Origin of the sequence: Sphingomonas sp. PP-F2F-G114-C0414, from assembly GCF_003688595.1 — a bacterium.
Taxonomy (GTDB): Bacteria; Pseudomonadota; Alphaproteobacteria; order Sphingomonadales; family Sphingomonadaceae; genus Sphingomonas.
This window is the reverse complement of record NZ_RCWT01000010.1, coordinates 1-17,297: the sequence shown is the minus strand read 5'-3', so window position 1 is coordinate 17,297 and position 17,297 is coordinate 1. Positions and strand designations below refer to the sequence as shown.

15 protein-coding genes are annotated in these 17,297 nt (G+C 65.2%); 3 read left to right on the top strand and 12 right to left on the bottom strand.

All coding sequences use genetic code 11. The annotated features are described in order from the left end of the window. Window positions 1-2: 2 nt before the first annotated feature. The 11 genes from C8J47_RS05330 to C8J47_RS19455 form a co-directional block, all read right to left on the bottom strand. Entirely contained in the window at window positions 3-311 is a 309-nt protein-coding gene (locus C8J47_RS05330) for a hypothetical protein (protein WP_121884779.1), read from the bottom strand. After that, the gene (tssH, locus tag C8J47_RS05325) at window positions 308-2,965 is read right to left on the bottom strand and encodes a type VI secretion system ATPase TssH (RefSeq protein WP_121884778.1); all 2,658 of its coding nucleotides are present in this window, start codon (window positions 2,963-2,965) and stop codon (window positions 308-310) included. Before tssH ends, C8J47_RS05330 begins: the two co-directional genes overlap by 4 nt. Then, on the bottom strand, window positions 2,965-4,011 hold the full coding sequence (gene tssG, locus C8J47_RS05320) for a type VI secretion system baseplate subunit TssG (protein WP_121885335.1): 1,047 nt from the start codon (window positions 4,009-4,011) through the stop codon (window positions 2,965-2,967). The genes tssH and tssG overlap by 1 nt, the downstream gene beginning before the upstream one ends. Continuing rightward, window positions 3,975-5,852 (bottom strand): type VI secretion system baseplate subunit TssF, encoded by a 1,878-nt coding sequence (gene tssF, locus C8J47_RS05315; RefSeq protein WP_121884777.1) that lies wholly within the window; start codon window positions 5,850-5,852, stop codon window positions 3,975-3,977. Before tssF ends, tssG begins: the two co-directional genes overlap by 37 nt. Before the next feature lie 18 nt (window positions 5,853-5,870). Beyond that, a complete protein-coding gene (gene tssE, locus C8J47_RS05310) occupies window positions 5,871-6,404 on the bottom strand; it encodes a type VI secretion system baseplate subunit TssE (RefSeq protein WP_060525593.1) in 534 nt (177 codons plus the stop codon). A gap of 6 nt (window positions 6,405-6,410) precedes the next feature. Continuing rightward, window positions 6,411-7,235, bottom strand: coding sequence for a type VI secretion system accessory protein TagJ (locus C8J47_RS05305; protein WP_259467369.1), 825 nt, complete (start codon window positions 7,233-7,235; stop codon window positions 6,411-6,413). After that, window positions 7,232-7,726, bottom strand: a complete 495-nt coding sequence (locus C8J47_RS05300; RefSeq protein WP_060525594.1) for a type VI secretion system tube protein Hcp — start codon at window positions 7,724-7,726, stop codon at window positions 7,232-7,234. The genes C8J47_RS05305 and C8J47_RS05300 overlap by 4 nt, the downstream gene beginning before the upstream one ends. A gap of 63 nt (window positions 7,727-7,789) precedes the next feature. Continuing rightward, entirely contained in the window at window positions 7,790-9,283 is a 1,494-nt protein-coding gene (gene tssC, locus C8J47_RS05295; protein WP_121884776.1) for a type VI secretion system contractile sheath large subunit, read from the bottom strand. Between the two features lie 31 nt (window positions 9,284-9,314). Next, on the bottom strand, window positions 9,315-9,860 hold the full coding sequence (gene tssB / locus C8J47_RS05290) for a type VI secretion system contractile sheath small subunit (protein WP_060525596.1): 546 nt from the start codon (window positions 9,858-9,860) through the stop codon (window positions 9,315-9,317). Between the two features lie 103 nt (window positions 9,861-9,963). Then, entirely contained in the window at window positions 9,964-10,968 is a 1,005-nt protein-coding gene (gene tssA, locus C8J47_RS05285; RefSeq protein ID WP_121884775.1) for a type VI secretion system protein TssA, read from the bottom strand. Between the two features lie 75 nt (window positions 10,969-11,043). Next, a complete protein-coding gene (locus tag C8J47_RS19455; protein ID WP_121884774.1) occupies window positions 11,044-11,781 on the bottom strand; it encodes an OmpA family protein in 738 nt (245 codons plus the stop codon). Between the two features lie 287 nt (window positions 11,782-12,068). Between C8J47_RS19455 and C8J47_RS05275 the strand changes: the two genes are divergently transcribed. From C8J47_RS05275 to tagH, 3 genes are read left to right on the top strand one after another with little or no spacing between them, the layout of a single operon-like run. Next, window positions 12,069-14,000, top strand: coding sequence for a type VI secretion system Vgr family protein (locus C8J47_RS05275; RefSeq protein WP_183129026.1), 1,932 nt, complete (start codon window positions 12,069-12,071; stop codon window positions 13,998-14,000). Next, window positions 13,997-14,569, top strand: coding sequence for a DUF6931 family protein (locus C8J47_RS05270; protein WP_121884772.1), 573 nt, complete (start codon window positions 13,997-13,999; stop codon window positions 14,567-14,569). The genes C8J47_RS05275 and C8J47_RS05270 overlap by 4 nt, the downstream gene beginning before the upstream one ends. Beyond that, a complete protein-coding gene (gene tagH / locus C8J47_RS05265; protein ID WP_121884771.1) occupies window positions 14,566-16,113 on the top strand; it encodes a type VI secretion system-associated FHA domain protein TagH in 1,548 nt (515 codons plus the stop codon). Before C8J47_RS05270 ends, tagH begins: the two co-directional genes overlap by 4 nt. Window positions 16,114-17,028: 915 nt before the next feature. Here tagH and C8J47_RS19325 read toward each other — a convergent pair. Continuing rightward, window positions 17,029-17,297, bottom strand: a 269-nt coding sequence (locus tag C8J47_RS19325; RefSeq protein WP_220683340.1) for a hypothetical protein, incomplete at its 5' end; no start/stop codon positions are given.

The window sequence follows — 17,297 nt, the reverse complement described above, 5'->3', positions numbered from 1 at the left end:
GTCTATTCGATCCGCGCGTCATAGGCGGAGAGCGCCTGCATCGCCGCGCGGTCGCGGTGGTGAGCGCGCTTCAGCCGCGCGAGCGTCGCATCGGTGCCCGTGCACGTCGCGCGCATCCGCCGATCGAGGTCCGCCGCACGCGCTGCATCATAGGGCTCCTCGCCCCTGAAGTGATCGCATTGCGTCCGCTTGGCGACGAATGCGCGAACGTCGGCAGGCATTCCCGCTGCCGCCGCGCGAGGCTGCGCGCTGCACCCTGTGGCGAAGACCGCCGCAGCGACGATTCCCGGCAGGAGCGGCGCCCGGATCATACCGCCTCCACCGTCGGCTCGGCCGCGATCGCGCGTTTCACGGGCTCGCGTGCGCGGAAGTCGTAGACGAAGTCGCCGTCCTCGACCCGCATCGTGATCGCCGCCACCCGCTCGCCGCGCATCTGCCGCTCGAGCAGTGCCACCGACATCGCCGGCAGCATCGTGTTGGTCAGGATCGCATCGATCATCCGCCCGCCCGACGCCACTTCGGTACAGCGCGCGACGATATGCTCGACCACAGCCTGGTCATAGTCGAGCGCGATGTCGTGATTGTCGAGCACCCGCCGGACGATCCGGTCGAGCTGCAACCCGACGATCCCCGTCAGCATCGCCGGGCTCAGCGGATAATAGGGCAGCACCAGCAATCGCCCGAGCAGCGCAGGTGGAAACACCTTCAGCAGTTCGGGCCGCAACGCGGTCGCGAGGCCGTCAGCCTCGGGCGCCATCTCCTCGTCCTCGGTCAGGCTCATGATCAGGTCGGTGCCGACGTTCGAGGTCAGCAGGATCACCGTGTTGCGGAAATCGATATGCCGCCCCTCGCTGTCGTTCATGAACCCCTTGTCGAACACCTGGAAGAACATCTCGTGGACATCGGGATGCGCCTTCTCGACCTCGTCGAGCAGCACGACCGAATAGGGCCGGCGCCGCACCGCCTCGGTCAGCACGCCGCCCTGACCATAGCCGACATACCCCGCCGGCGCGCCCTTCAGCGTCGAGACGGTATGGGCCTCCTGGAACTCGCTCATGTTGATGACGATCATCGATTCGTCACCGGAGAACAGCAGTTCGGATAGCGCGTGCGCGGTCTCGGTCTTGCCGACCCCCGACGGGCCGCAGAGCATGAAGACGCCGACCGGCTTCGACGGATTGTCGAGCTTGGCGCGGCTGGTCTGGATGCGCTTGGCGATCGCATCCATCGCATGATCCTGACCGACCACGCGCGCCTTCAGCTTGTCGGCGATGGTCAGCACGCTGGCGATCTCGTCCTTGACCATCCGGCCGATCGGGATGCCGGTCCAGTCCCCCACCACCGCGGCGATCGCGTCGCCATCGACCACGCCGAACACCATCGGCGCATCGCCCTGCACCGCGCGCATCGCCGCCAGCGCCGCATCGAGCGGATCCGAGGACGCCTCCTCGGTCAGCGCATCGCGGGCTGCGCGCACGGCGTCGAGCGCATCCTTCTCCGCCGCCCATTTCGCCTCGACCGCCTCGACATCGGCGCGGGCCGCGACGATCGCCTCGTCGAGTTCTCCCAGCCGATCATCCTCGCGGTACCGCCCCGTCGCCTCGCGCTCGACGACGCCACGCTCGACCTCGAGCAGTTCGAGCCGTCGCCTGCGATCCTCGACCGGCGCCGGCGTCGCGTGCTGCGACACCGCCACGCGCGCGCACGCCGTGTCGAGCAGGCTCACCGCCTTGTCGGGCAGTTGCCGCGCAGGCACATAGCGCTGCGACAGCGTCACCCCCGCCGCGACCGCCTCGTCGAGCACGACGACCTCGTGATGCGCCTCCATCATCGGCGCGACCGAGCGCAGCATCGCGATCGCGGTATCGATCTCGGGCTCGCCGACATCGACCGTCTGGAAGCGGCGGGTCAGCGCCGGGTCCTTCTCGAAATACTGGCGATATTCGGCATAGGTCGTCGCCGCGATCGTCCGCAGCCGCCCGCGTGCCAGTGCCGGTTTCAGCAGGTTGGCGGCATCGCCCGTCCCCGCCTGCCCGCCTGCCCCGATCAGGCTGTGCGCCTCGTCGATGAACAGGATCACCGGCGTCTCGGACGTCTCGACCTCGTCGATCACCGCGCGCAGGCGTTTCTCGAACTCGCCCTTCACGCCCGCGCCCGCCTGCATCAATGCGATGTCGAGCGAGCGCAGCGTCACGCCTTGCAACGCCGGCGGCACGTCACCGTCGACGATCCGCCGCGCAAAGCCCTCGACCACCGCGGTCTTGCCGACCCCTGCCTCGCCGACCAGAATCGGGTTGTTCTGCCGCCGCCGCAACAGCACGTCGACCACCTGGCGGATTTCGGCATCGCGCCCGACGATCGCATCGATCTCGCCGGCGCGCGCGCGCGCGGTCAGGTCGATCGAATACGCCGCCAGCGCTTCGCCGACCTTGCCGCCCGCGTGAGGAGAACCGTCGCCAGCCTCCGCAGCGACCGGCGCTTCGTCGGTCTCCGCCGAGGCGCCGACGATCGTCGCGAAGTCTTCGCCCAGCCGGTCGGCCTGCACCTTGCGCCACTCGCCGCTGATCGCGAACAGCGCGTTGCGCAGCGTCGGCGTGCGGACCATCGCGTACAGCAAATGCCCGCTCCGCACGCGCCCGGCGCCGAACTGCAACGAGGCATAGACCCAGCCACGCTCGATCGCCTCCTCGATCTGCGGCGCGAAGTCCGAGATCGCAGTGGCGCCACGCGGCAACGAATCGAGCGCGGCGGTCACGTCGGCGGCCAGCCGCGCATCGTCGATCGCGAACGCGGCGCGGATCGCGGCCACGTCGTTGCGTGGATCCTGGAGCAGGACGTGCACCCAGTGAACCAGCTCGACATACGGATTGCCGCGCATCTTACAGAAGCTGGTCGCGGTTTCGATCGCCTTCCGCGTGGCGGTATCGAGGCGGCCGAACAACGCGGTGCGGCTGATCTCGGTCATTACATATCCCCCGTAGTCGATTGAGCAGTCTGTCTGCGTGATGCGGCGCGGCGCGTGAGCCGGGCGTCGGCACGGACCCGGTCGCCCTGCCCCGGTGCCAGCCACCCGGTCCAGCCGAGCCGCGCGCGTCCGTCGAGACGGGCGGGCCGTGCGTGGCGCTCCTCCATCTCGATCATGATATCCCATTCCAGATGGCTCGGCGCGAACGCATCGAGTGCCTCGGAAGCGATCCGGAACCGATCGCCGCCTGGCAGCAACGCCTCGAATTCGTGCAGAGAATTGGCGCGCACCACGACGCGGAACGCATCCGACGCCACCCGCACCCGCTGACCGATCATCATGTCGGTGCCGAGCCCGCTGAAGCCGCGCCCCAGCCGGCTCTGGTCGTCACGCTCGACGTCGCGCCAACGCGGCTGATATTCGAGAACGTTGACGCGCTGGCGCAACAGATGGCTGAGCGCATCCTCGATCCCGACCGCACTGCGCCGCGACGCGAACAGCCCCGCATAATGCAGCCGCGCGCGCGCCGGGAACGCGGCATCCTCCGCCACGCCTTCGCCCGTCCCGGTCAGTTGCGCGAGATAGCGCGCGAACCGGTCGTCGAGCGGCCGATCCGCCTGCGCCGCTGGCTGCGAATCCGCCCATACCCGGTAGAACAGCTGCAACATGCGGTTGGCGAGCAGGTCGAGCCAGCGCCCGAACGGCCGCGTCTTGGCATAGCGGCTTTCGAACACTGCGAATTCGGTCAGATGCGCGGGCAGCGGCCCCATCGGCCCGGTCAACCCGAGCCAGAATCCGGACACGCGCGCACGATCCCCGGTGACCTCGACCGAATCCAGTGTCGCATCGGGAAACGCCAGCGTCGGCACCTGCGCCAGGTCGGCGATGCTCTGCGACGGACGGCGTGCGTGGCCGATCCGCGGCAGATGCGGCGCGCGCGCCTCCGCCCCACGCGCGATCGGGAACAACCCGAACCGGCGTGCATCGGCTGCTGCGTCCCGAAGGAAACTCAGATGGTGTGTTGGCGGCCTATCCTCGGCGGCCATTTGGCGAACTCCCCCTCGGTGGCACTGGTGAAATGAGTCTCGGTAAACGCATTGATGCTCGCAAATTCAGCCAGGAAGCGTTCGAGCACCGCACCGAACAGGAACATCCGGCCCTTGTCGAACGCCGCATCGTCGAGCCTGATCGTGATGCGGTGGCCACGCGCGATCGCCATCCGGTCGAGCCCGGGCACGCGCCGCGCCACCTTGGTCGAATGAATCCCCAGCACGCCGTCGATCTGCCGCCGCAGACCCGCATCGTCCTGCCAACCGTACAGCGCGAGGTGATCGCGCAGCACGTGCGGATCGTCACCATCCTCGGGCGCGAGCGTCATGTAATTGGGGGTCAGATGCCCGATCACGCGCCACGCCGCATCGCCCAGCCCAAGCGGTGGCCGCGGCCGGGTCGGCGCGCGCAACACCGTGACCGCACGCGCCGGGACGCCCGATACGACGAAGTTCGAATCACCGCGGAACGTCAGCAGTTCGGGCAGCTCGCGGTTGGTGACCAGTGCGCGGACGCCCAGTTCATGCACCTCGTCGAGCCGGGTCGCATCGCCCGGCGCGGTCAGGCTGACCCAGGTTTCGGTGCCGGTATATTCATGCCGTCGCCGCAACCGCTGCTCGCGTGTCGACAGCCGGCGCGGGCGCAGCTGCGTCGCGTAGAACAACGCCTCCTGCCAGTCGTAGAGCAGCGCGCCGAACGCATAGAGCGGCGCGACGGTGCGCGAATCCACCTTGTCGCGGGCATAGGCCTTCACGTCGAGGATCCGGAACACCTCGAAATCGAGCGGCCGCGTCCGGTCCGGAACGACGTGATGCTCATGGTCGAACCGCGACACCTGGACGCGGCCGAGCTGCTTCTCGAACAGGTTGATCGCCGGCGTCGCGAACAGCTTGAAGTTGGCGGGTTCGAGCGCGTTGTTCAGCACCGGAGAAGACCGCCCGAACAGGATCACGATGTCACACGCGCGCGGCGACTGTTTGAACGCCCGCGCCAGGTCCTTCAGGTCGACGAACAGAAAGCGCTCGGGACACGCGAAATACTCGGCGAGCAACCGGTAGCCGCGGAACGACCGCTGCTCCGACGGCAACAGTGACTCGCTGTCGCCGAACCCGACCTGCTCGGGTTGCGGCAACCGCAGCCAGCCCTCGGGCCCCGCCGCCGCGTCCGCCGACCGGCCGATCACCGCCAGGGTCTCGCCGATGATCTGGCGGTACAGTTCGGCGGGCACCGCTTCCGATCCGGCGAGATAGATCGGCAGCGACGCGGGCAGCACGGTCGGCAGGTCGAAGCCGCCGGTCGACTCGAACCGCAGCCGCAAGCCGGCCTCGGCGCGCACGCCGGTCGCCGACACGAACGGCGCCACCGCGGCGCGGCTCGACAGATATTCGACCTGCGTGATCTTCAACGGCCACAGCGTCACGTCGTGCCCGGTGCGGAACTGCACCGGCGCGTTCGCATGATCCGCCGCGGTCGCGGTCATCTCGGTCCCGCGCGGCACCTTGTAGCCGTCGAGCAGGATCGGATCGCCATCGCGCGGTTCGAACCCGGCGATGCAGATCGACGGCATCGGCGCGAGATAATGCGGCTGGATTGCGTGGAGCAGATGCTGGGTGAATTCGGGATACTGATCCGCCAGCTTCAGCTGGACGCGCGCGCCGAGAAACGCGACGCCCTCCAGCAACCGCTCGACGTATGGATCAGGATCGGTCGGCGTCTTCAGCCCGAGACGCCCGGCGACCGCCTCATGCTCCTGCCCGAACGCCACCGCCTCCTCGCGCAGATAGGCGAGTTCGTCGTTGTAGAATCGCAGCAGCCGCGGATCGATCCCGCCGCTCATCCGCGCCGCCCCCGAAGACTATTCACGGACGTTCACCGCCGTCGTCTCCGCCTCGACCTCGGTGCGGAACTTGACCGGCATCAGCTGCGCTGCGGACGTGATGTCGCCCTGGATCACGAACGTCAGCGAATGCGGCTGATCGGGATCCTCGACCGGCTCGACCGTGAGGCTGTCGTGCCGGATGCGCGGCTCGAACACGCGGATCGCCTTCCGCGTCTCGCGCGCCCGTGCCAGCACCGCGCGCCGGTTGAGCGTGCGCCCGGCCAGATCGGTCAGCCCGTAATTCAACACCGAGGCGCGCACGTGCGGATACGCCTCAAGGTCGACAAGCGACTCCAGGTTCGTCGTGTTCAACAACCAGGCGAGATCGCGACGGATGGTCGCACGCAGCGCGGTTTCGTTGAAGCGTTCGAGTTTGGGCACCGAATAATGCCGGAATTTCTCCCGCGCGATATCGGGCGCGTCGTCGCTCATGTCGCGCATCCCCGAAATCTCGATGTCCGCGACCAGCTTGTCGAACAGGGTCGGCGTCAGGCGCTGCGTTACGGCCATGACGGATCAGGCGAAGACGAGCGCGCGCAGCGACAACAGGCCGTGCTCGGCGCCGTTCGACAGCGACCAGAGATGCTGCCCCGATCCGACCGATCCCGCCGCGCCGTCCCGCCAACTCGTCGACCGCCCAAGCCGTTCGGCGGAATCGCCTTCGGTCTCGGTGCCTGGATAGCGCGCCGGCAAAAGCGCCGCGACCGACTGCCCGGTACGAAACGTAATCTGAACCGGATACCAAATGACGTCGCGAAGATCGAGTGGTCCCTCGCTCACGATCCGCTCGATCTGGTCGAACGCCTGCAATCCGTATCGCCCGCCGATGATGGCCTCGAAGCACGGCCCGAACCGACCATCGGCATCCGCAATCCAGTCGAACGCCGCCCCGTCGAGAGTTCCGGCGGTGTCCGGTGCTGCATCGAAAGCGACATCCCGCGCCGCTTCGCCCTCGGCGACGCGACCCTGGCCAAAATGCTGAAGTGCCTCGATCACGCCCTGCATCCAGTCGGACGCGACGTGCTGGGCGGCCAGCGTTCGCCCCGCGATCACGTCGGCCCGCTCGCGCTCGGCGGCGATCGCCTGCCCGTACACGACGGACAGCATCTGCGCCTCGGGCGAGATTTTGGCCAGCGCATCGAGTTGAATTCTCGCCTTGTCCCATTCGCCGGCCAGCGCAAGCACCTGGAACAGGAACATCCGCGCCGACGCATCGCCGGGGGACGACCGAACGGTCTCGACGAGTGCGCGTCGCGCACCGTCGAGATCGCCCGATTTCACGAGTTGGTCCGCATCGCGCATCATCCGCTCCACGGACTTCCCCTCGGTCTTCAAGATCAACCGGCTTCGTTCTGCCGGATGTCGTAATACGCGGTGACGACGCCGCCGTCCTTGCCGCCCTGCGCGTTCTGCGCCTGGTAGTCGAACGTGACCTTCGCACAGTTGAACGTCACCGATTCCATGATCGAATCGCCACCCGACGAACCCGAATTGTGGATGTCGGAGACGATGATGTCTTCGAGCTTGATCTTGTAATAGGTCAGCGGATTGGAGCCATCGCCCGCCTTCTGCGAATAGATGACAGCTTCCTTGATGTGCTTGCCCGACGCGCACGCCTTGAAGAGCATCGGCGACGACTTGTCGACCTGCTTCTGGATGCGGATGTCGGAGATCTCGGCCTTGCCCGAGCCACCGCCGGCACCGCCGGTGTGGAACGAGCCCTGCTGGACCGCACCGAAGTCGAACGAGATGATATCGATCTCGTCCTGGTGGTTCTTCTTGCGCGATTCGCCGTTAACGCCGTCAATCTTCAAGAACAGATCTACTGCCATGATACTTCTCCCACATCATGAAAACAGCCATCGTCACGAGACGTTACGATGGCAGGATTTGGCTCAGCCGGAAGTCTTGGGAAGCCTGGAAACCATGCTGAGTGCGATGTCCATGCCTTCCAGCTGATAATGCGGCACGAACATGAACTTCCCAAGATAATAGCCCGGATTGCTTTCGTCCGGGATCACGTCGATCGCGGCATTCTTGAGCGGCAGCCGCGCCTTCGTCTCTTCGCTCGACGTCGACGGCGAACCGTCGACATATTGCAGGACCCAGTTGTTCAGGTCGCGCTTGAGCTGATCGGCCTCGCGTGTGCCGCCGACCCAGTCGCGCACCATGCACTTCAGATAATGCGCAAAGCGGCAGCTGGCGAAGATGTACGGCAGTCGCGCCGACAGATTGGCGTTCGCGGTCGCATCGGCCAGTTCGTAGTTCTTCGGGCGGTGCAGCGTCTGCGCGCCGATGAACGTCGCCTGGTCGGTGTTCTTGCGGTGGATCAACGCCATCAGACCGGCGCTCGACAGCTCGGCCTCGCGCCGGTCCGAGATCGCGATCTCGGTCGGGCACTTCAGGTCGATGCCGCCATCGTCGGTTGGGAAGGTCGCGGTCGGCAGATCCTGCACCGTACCACCCGATTCGACGCCGCGGATCCGCGTGCACCAGCCATAGGTGCTGAACGCCTCGGTGATCCGGGTGCCCATCGCATAGGCCGCATTGAGCCACAGATGCTTGTCGTGCGACCCCGTCGAGCTTTCCTCGAAATCGAACTCGTCGACCGGTTCGGTCTTCGCGCCGTACAGCGGCCGACCAAGGAAACGTGGCATCGCCAGCGCCATGTAGCGGCTGTCCTCCGACGCGCGGAACGTCCGCCATGCGGCATAGTCGGTCGCGTCGAACAGCTTGCCGAGATCGCGCGGATTGGACAATTCGGTCCAGCTCTCCATCCCGAGCAGCGACGGCGCCGCCGCGGCAATGAACGGCGAGTGCGCCGCCGAGCCGATGCGCGCCAGCCCCTTCATCACTTCGAGATCGGGCGCGCTATGATCGAACGTGTAGTCGCACACGAACGCACCGTAGGGCTGGCCGCCGAGCTGGCCGAATTCGGACTCGTAGATCTTCTTGAACAGCGGGCTCTGGTCCCACGCCGCATCGCGGAACTGGCGGAACATCTTGCGACATTCCTCCTTCGACATGTTCATCACACGTATCTTCATGTCCTTGCCCGTCGACGTGTTCATGACGAGATAGTGAAGACCGCGCCACGCCGATTCCAGCTTCTGGAATTCTGGGTTGTGGATGATCGCGTTGATCTGTTCGCTGAGCTTGGCGTCGATCGCCGCGCGCATCGCGTCGACCGTGGCGAACACGTCGCCGCCGATGATCGCCGCATTCGACAGCGCCTGCTGCGCCAGCGTCTGCACCGCCTGCTCGATCCGCGTCTGCCGCGCGGCATCGGTCGGCTTGAACTCCTTTTGCAGAAGCGCTGAAAATTCGTCTAGCGCGACCTCTTCGCCATGCGGCTGAGATGGGTTCTGCTGAAGCGCGTCTTGCGCCATATCCTCGTTCCAATCCGCTCTGGGTTTGTGCTTATGCAGCGCCGTTGGTCGGCGCGTCCGGCGCGGCGTCAGCCTCGGCCGCCTTAGCCTGCTTCGCTGCGGACAGCGCGGCGAGAAGGTCAGGATCCTTCAGCACCTTGTCGAGCAATTCCTGCGCGCCGTTCTTGCCGTCCATGTACGACAGCAGATCCTCGAGCTGCGTCCGCGCTTCGAGAAGCTTGGCGAGCGGCTCGACGTTGCGCGCCACCTGGCCCGGCGAGAAATCCTCCATACTGCGGAACGTCAGATCGACGGCGAGCTTGCCGTCGCCGCTGAGCGAGTTGTCGACCGCGAACGCCGCCCGCGGCGCGATCGCTTCCATGCGCTGGTCGAAATTGTCCATGTCGAAATCGACGAAGTCGCGCTGATCGGTCGCCTTGCGCTCGACATGGCTCTTGCCCGACAGATCGGACATCACGCCCATCACGAACGGCAATTCAACCTTCTGGCGCGCGCCATAGGTTTCGACTTCATATTCGATATGGACGCGCGGCGCCCTGTTTTCGCGAATGAACCGCTGTCCGCTCTTGATCGCCATTCCCCGTCCTTTTCAACTCAGACTAGCAGCTTAGAAAGCTTTGACCCCCTGTTTCGCTCCAACCGAAACGAAAAAGGCATGAAGTAAATTCGATTATACAGCGTTACCAATTCGTTGCGCCGTCTTCCTCTACTCTCGTCAACAATACCGTTCCGGCATCGGCGACGCTGTTGGGCGCAATATCCTTAATAATTGCCATGAAATCCAGCCCGATCCAGCCGCGGACGCGCCGCAACGCCACCGGAATCGGGCTCGAAGGCTCGCGACGCTGGTAATAGTCGCTGATCGCATCGAGCGCGCGCATCACGTCTTCGCGGCTGTCGACCCGACCGACGGCTGTGCCCTTCGAAGGCGGCGCCTCGATATCGCTGGCGGGTTCTTCCATACGATCCGCAACCGCCTCCACCTCGACACCGGCGTGCGGCGCGACTGCGCGACGGATTGCCGACAGCACCTCGAATGTCGGCGCAAAATTGGTGCCCGTTTCGTCGGCAGCCGCTGCCTCGCGGGTCAGGATCGCATCCGCTTGGCGCAGCGATGCCTCAATCTGGTCGAGTCTGCCGAGCACCGTCTCCAGTACGTCGAGCGGCGTGTCGTTCAGCGCAGCGCGAAACAGGCCATAGCCCTCCGCGGCATCGCCATCACGTGCGAACCGCGCAAAATCGTCGCCCGAATAACTACCCAGTCGCGGATGTGTAAGCAGCACCGTCCGCTGCAACGGCCCAAGGAATTCGGCGATCCGCGTCAGCGATTCACACGGCCCCTTTCGTCCCTGGATACCATATTCGTCCAGCGTCGGATGGACGCTGTCCCAGTAACGATCGAACAGACCGGCGAGCATCGCGCAGCCCGTCTCGACGATTTCCAGCGACCCCGTCCGTGTCCCCGCGCGTGCCAGATAGACTGCCAGCCACACGTCCTTGGTACGCCGACTCTGTGCCTCGATCAGCGCGATCGTCTCACGCCAGTCGACCGCCTCCGACACGTCCGCCGCAAGCGAGGCGACCTCGAATGCCTCCTCGATCCGTTGACGCTCGGCGTCATAGGACAGGTCCTCGCCCGCCGGCGCGTCCGCGGAAACGGGTTCGAGAAGATCCTCGACCGTCACCTACGCCTCCGCCGCGATGCGATTACCGCCACGGGGCCGGCATGAGTTTCGACGAAACGCACCATGATCAGCGCCTTACGGCACCAACTCGGCTTCGACACGGCGATTTGCCGGATCCCCCGGCTTATGCCCTGGCAACGGCACGCTCGCGCCAAACCCGCGCGTCACGAGGCGTGACCGATCGACCCCCTGCGACGCCAGGAAGTCCGCGACGGCCTGCGCACGCCGCGCCGACAGCGACGTATTCAACGCCTGGCTGCCGCGCGAGTCGGTATGACCTTCGATCCGGAAGCGTGTTCCGGAAAGTTCGGGACGGACCAGCGACTGTGCGAAGACCCTCGCGGAGGCGAGCCCCTGGCGACTGATCCGTGCAGAGTTGAGATCGAACCCGATCATGAGATCGGCACGACGCTGCCCCAACGATTCGACGTTCGCCGCGGCCGTCGCCGTGACACCGTCAGCGCGCGAACCCGCAGCCGCCGGGCTTTGCGCACCGCGCCATGCCTGACGACGTCCGGTGCGGGGCTGCTTCGCGGTGGAAGGACGGACATACCCACTGGATGAGGCGGAAACCGCCGATGCCTTCTGAGCCGAACCGGCCTCGCCCGCCGGACGAGCCAGACGGAAACCCTTGGTCGCAGGCGCATCGCGCGTTGCCTGCCCGGCGTCCGTCTGCGCCCCGCCGCATTTGCCCGCGAACGTGCAAAGATAGCCTTCGACGCTAGGCGCGCGCTTGGCCGTGTCCTGCGCAACCAATGGCGTGGTCACCATCCCGATCAGGGCAACCGTTACGCCAACTCGATGAAACCGCATTGCTAAACTCTCCCGAGAAGTCGCGTCCGGACGTGCGTCTACTGAATTTCTAGTCGCGGTTTACGTACAAAGATCCAGTATCGCAAGGCGCGATGGTTAACACTGCTGTCGCATATCTACGTCCATTTTCGATGTAACATCCAAGTTGCTGAATTGCAGACCCGGAAGGATTTCTTGGGATTGATCCGTCCGACGATCCGGCTATTTATCGGCCTGCCGCCTGCTACGGGCCGTTCAAAAGGCGAGGAAGACCGATGGCGTCGGGCGCTCCATCCCGTTTAACTCAGATGTCGATCGATGTCGGCGACGAACAGGTCGTGCTCGAACGCATCGACAGCGTCGAGACGCTCAGTCGACCCTTTTCGATCACGGCGGATATTATATCGCCGCTCGAAATCGATCTGCAGCCCCACCTCGGCAAGCCGACCGCGCTGGCCGTGCTGGAGGACAGTCAGGTCGTGCGTCGTTTTCACGGCCTGATCACGTCGGCGGCGTACGATCGCGAGAGTACGAGCGGGCATCATTACCGGCTGACGTTGCAGCCCTGGACGTATTTCCTCGCGCAGAACCGCGACATGGCGATCTTCCAGGATCTGACGGTGATCCAGATCATCAAGCAGGTTACCGAAGCCGCGGGCATATCCGACATCGAGTATTCGCGGCTGTCACGCACGCGCATCCCACGCGCCTATTGCGTGCAGTACAAGGAAAGCGACTTCGCGTTCATCTCGCGACTGATGGAAGAGGAAGGGATCTACTACTTCTTCCGTCACGATGCCGAGCGTCATGTGATGATCTTGTGCGAGGGGCCGAAATGCCACTTGGCCGGTGATCCCGCGACGCTCGAATTCAACCAGAACGCGGTGTCGGTGTTCGCCTCCGAATCGAAGGAGCGGTTCGCGAAACCCGCATCGCATCTCCAGGCCTGGACCGAGCGCGTCTCGACCGGTGCGGAATCGCGCGTCACCTACCGCGACTTCGATTTCGAATCGCCCGATCAGCCCTTGGTCGCGGTGCATGATTCGGAAGGCGCACACCCGCGCGACGACCGCGAGGTGTTCCACTATCCCGGCCGCTACACGCGCGAGAAGACGGGCCGCGAGGATCAGCAGAAGACCGGGCAGGAACGCAGCCAGACCGTGCTCGACGGGTTGCGCGCCGGGCGTCGCGTGTTCACCGGCACGTCGCAGGCGGCAGGGCTCGCCTGCGGGACGCTGGTCAATGTCACAAAGCATCCGGCGGCGCGGATGAATGCCGCGTACATGGTCACCTCGACCTATCACAGCATCGCCGCCGAGACCTATCGATCGGGCAAGCAGGGCGACGAGCTGTCGTTCAACGTCCGCTTCGACGCGATCCCGGCGGACACGACCTATCAGGCGATCCAGTCGACCCCGCGCCCGGTGGTCCAGGGGCTCGAATCCGCGGTCGTCACGGGACCGTCCGGCGAGACGATCTACACCGACGAATATGGTCGGGTGAAAGTCCGCTTCCACTGGGATCGCAAGGACACGCCGGGCGAGAAATCGACCTGTTGGATCCGCGTGTCGCAGACCGGCGGGCTCGGCAATCTGATCCTGCCGCGCGTCGGCCACGAAGTGCTTGTCGATTTTCTCAACGGCGACCCCGACCGCCCGCTCGTCGTCGGGCGCGTGTTCAACAAATCGAACATGCCGGTCTATCCGCTGCCCGCGAACAAGACGCGCGTGCTGTGGCGCACGCTGCGCTACGGTCAGGCGGGGGCGTATCCCAATGCTCGGCCGCTCGACACCGGCGCGCCGGGCGCCAACGAGATGCGATTCGAGGACAAGGGCGGCCAGGAGGAGATCTTCGTCCACGCCGAGCGCGACATGAACACGCGCGTGCGCTTCGACGAAACGCATCACGTCGGCCACAACCAAGGCGAAGTCGTCGGGTACGACCGCACTGCCGAGGTCGGCAACAACGAGACGGTCAAAGTCGTCCACAACCGCAAGACCACGATCGGCGATCACGACAAGCTGATCGTCGGCAAGACGCTCGAAATCAGCGCGACCGACAGCATCTTGCTGAAGGTCGGCCAGTCGCACGTCTTCATCACGCCGACGGGCATCAGCATGACCGCGGACACCGTATCGATCCACGGCAAGGTGAACGCGATCTTCCGCGGCATGGATACGCTGGTGAAGGCTGGCGCCAATCTGATCCTTAAGGGCGCACAGACGTTCATTAATCCATGAGCCGCTGGCCCATCGTGAAACTGACCCAGGCGCGCCAGGTGTTCGCGCTCATGGACGTCGACGAGGACGATCTTCCGCCCGCGGCGGACGATCTCCATGCGCGCTATGACTCGCTTCGTCGCGGCGACGCCCCAGCCGATGCGGTCGACTATATCGCGCACGCGCTCCCGCGCCAGGAGGCGGTCGCCTGGGCCGCACGATGCCTGCACGATCATGCCCGCGATTGCAGCCTGCCGATCCGCGATCAACTCGCGCTGGATCATGCGATGCGCTGGATCGACGAGCCGAGCGATACCAATCGTCGAGCGACCCACACCGCCGCAGAGGCGGCCGGACAACGTAGCCCAGAACGTCTGCTGGGGATGGCCGTGTTCTATTCAGGCGGATCGATCGCGCCCATGAATGCCGCCCCCGTGCTCGCGCCTCCCGAAGCCTGCCTGCGCTATGCTGCCGGCGCGGTGAAGGCATCGGCCTATCGCAGCGGGACGCCCGATGCGGCGATGGCCGAGGCGCTCGCGCTCGCCGAACAGGTTGCGGAACGCGGGGTTCAGGCGCTGGCGAAACCATGACGCTCACGTTGACGATCGGGAATGTCGCACGACTCGACAATGGCATGCCGACCGAGTTCGTTCTCAGCCGCCGCGGTGCCGTCGTCGGGCGCGCGGCCTCGTGCGACTGGAGCCTGCCCGATCCGCGCAATCACATCTCGTCGCGCCATTTCGAGATCATGTTCGACGGCAGCGGCTATATCCTGACCGATGTCAGCACCAATGGCACATATCTGAACGGCGCATCGACGCGGCTGCCGGCGCCACACCGGATCAAGCATGGCGACGTGGTGCAGATTGGCCATTACGAGATCGCCGCGCGGCTCACCGGCGACAGCGCGTCGATCGCGGCGGAGACCGCCGAACTGCCCAAGTCGGCTGAATGGCGTGGCTGGGACAATGGTCTCGCCGCGACACCTGAAGCTCCTTCGACGCCCGATCCCTATGGCGCGTCGGGCTACGGGGCCGCGCAACATTGGGACAGCACGCCGATAGCGGCGGCGGCAGGGTCGAGCGGACGGTGGCAGCCGCAGATCGGCCCTGGCCTCGCACGGCAGGAACCGCACCGGTCGCCGACACCCCTTGCGCCGCCAACCGCCACGGGCGGTGGCTGGCATGCAACGCAGGCCGCACCCGACGTACCGGTCGCTTCGGCGTGGACCGCGCACGTTCCCGCACCGGACCCTGCATCGGGCTGGTCGAGCGCAGCGCCCGACCGCCCTGCGACGCCGTCGCCCGACGATGTCTGGGGTCGGATTGCGGAAGGCAATGTGGTCGATTGGGCAAGAGGCGGCTTTGGCCAGCCCGTGGAGGCACCGTCCGACCCGCTCGGTCTTTCGCGGCCCGCGGCGCGTGATGCGCTCCCTGCGGCGGCGCCGCAAATGACTCCGTCGGGCTGGGACGCACCGCCGTCGAGCCCCGCCCCTGCCCCTTCCGCACCGCCGGCATCGTCCGCGCCGCCTGCATCGCCTGCATCGCAGCCGCGAGGAGACATTGACGCTTTCCTGACCCAAATGGGATTGCGTAAGGAGCAGGTGACCGACGAGCCCAGCGTTGTACTGGCACGAAGCGGCCGCCTGCTGCGTCGGCTCGTCGCCGGGCTGGTCGTCATGGTCGAGGCCCGCGCCCGTGCGAAGGCGCAGTTAGGCGCGGAGATGACCGCTTTCACCCCCGAGGGCAACAACCCGATCAAGTTCGCCCGCACGCCCGAAGAAGCGATGGCGATGCTGCTCAATCCCCCCCAACGCGGCTTCATGGACGCTGAAAACGCCATCGAAGACGCGTATGTCGACCTGCAATCGCACCAGATGGCGACGATCCGCGCCATGCAGGGTGCCTTGCGAGCGACGCTCGACCGTTTCTCCCCGACCGCGATCCGCACGCGCGCCGAGTCGAAAGGACTGCTCGAGCGGATCCTACCCGCAGCCCGAGACGCCGCGCTATGGCAGGCGTACGAACGGGAGTTCGGCGGCGTTGCGCACGGTTCAGACGAGGCGTTCATGGACGTGTTCGCCAAGGAATTCCGGGAAGCCTACAACGCGCAGGCGAAAAGGCCACCGCCGTGATCATGCGGGATACGCCAAACATATGGACAGCCATCCAAAGTCGCGTGAATGCTCCAGGGGAATGTTTATAATTTAAAACCGGCGAGCGAGCAGTTACGGGGCAAAGCTTTTTATGAAGCGGGGGGCTATCCGGGAAGAACAACGCCAATCAGGCAGGGGGAAGGAGGTCGCTGCTGCGGAGCAAGTACTTTCTTGGCTCTCGAACGTTGCACAGCCCTTAGTGCCGCTCGGCCTGCTCGTTCACGCTGCTGGCCGGTTGTCATCTAAACGCCGCGAAGCCGCGGGCGAAACCCGACGATGCGATACAGCGGATACGCGAGCAGGTGGAAGGGCAACGTCAATGCGCACCGCTATTGTCTGCCACATCCCCCATCGAGTTTAGCGCCGAAGCTCTCGCCGAGCCACGCATAGACGCTTTGGTGGCCGCTGGCCTTGTACGGCGAGTGCGTCTCGACCGCGCCGACGCGGGAGGCGATTGCCCCCGAGTGCGCATTGAACCGAAATCAGCCGGTATGCAATATATATGGTTCCGCCAGCTCGATCCGGCCAGCGGATTTGAATCGATGCTGTGCTACGATCGTAAGCATGTCGTGGCTGTTCGTACCGGTCAGCAGAACGATGGCTCGGAGACTGGCCCCGTCGAGCCGACTAAGATCGTCCGATACGACTACCGGATAGTACAGATACCGTCTTGGACGAGTCGCGGAGACATCCGGTCAGCTTTCCCTTTCTTGGTAAGGGAACTGAACCGTACTCGAACCGCCGGGCAGGCGGCAAGGCGGGTGGGAGATCGATGAACGCTCGCATCCGATACCGGCCCAGACGCGGGCGCCGAACTTGCCTTGAGCGAGGCATTCTTCCCGTAGCTGGCCCGCTCTCGGCTCTAAGGTGCTCCTGAAATCGTGCGATGGTTGTTTAACGGCTTCCGACCGCTTCGTGAAAGCGCGAGGATTGCGTACTTTCGAGCCCCTGCCCTGCCCCCCCCGGAACGAACGGCTTTTTACGACGATCGCTGATAGCGGCCGAGCTGCTTTCCACCAATTTTGCCGTTGCGCTCGCACCGCAACGGAGTCTAAGCTGGCCAAGATCAATGAGGCTAAGGCAGACATCGTCGATGCCATTGAGAACGGCCGCTACAACGAGACATTGATGGACCGCATGCTCGCTGGAGAAAGTCTTGAAGG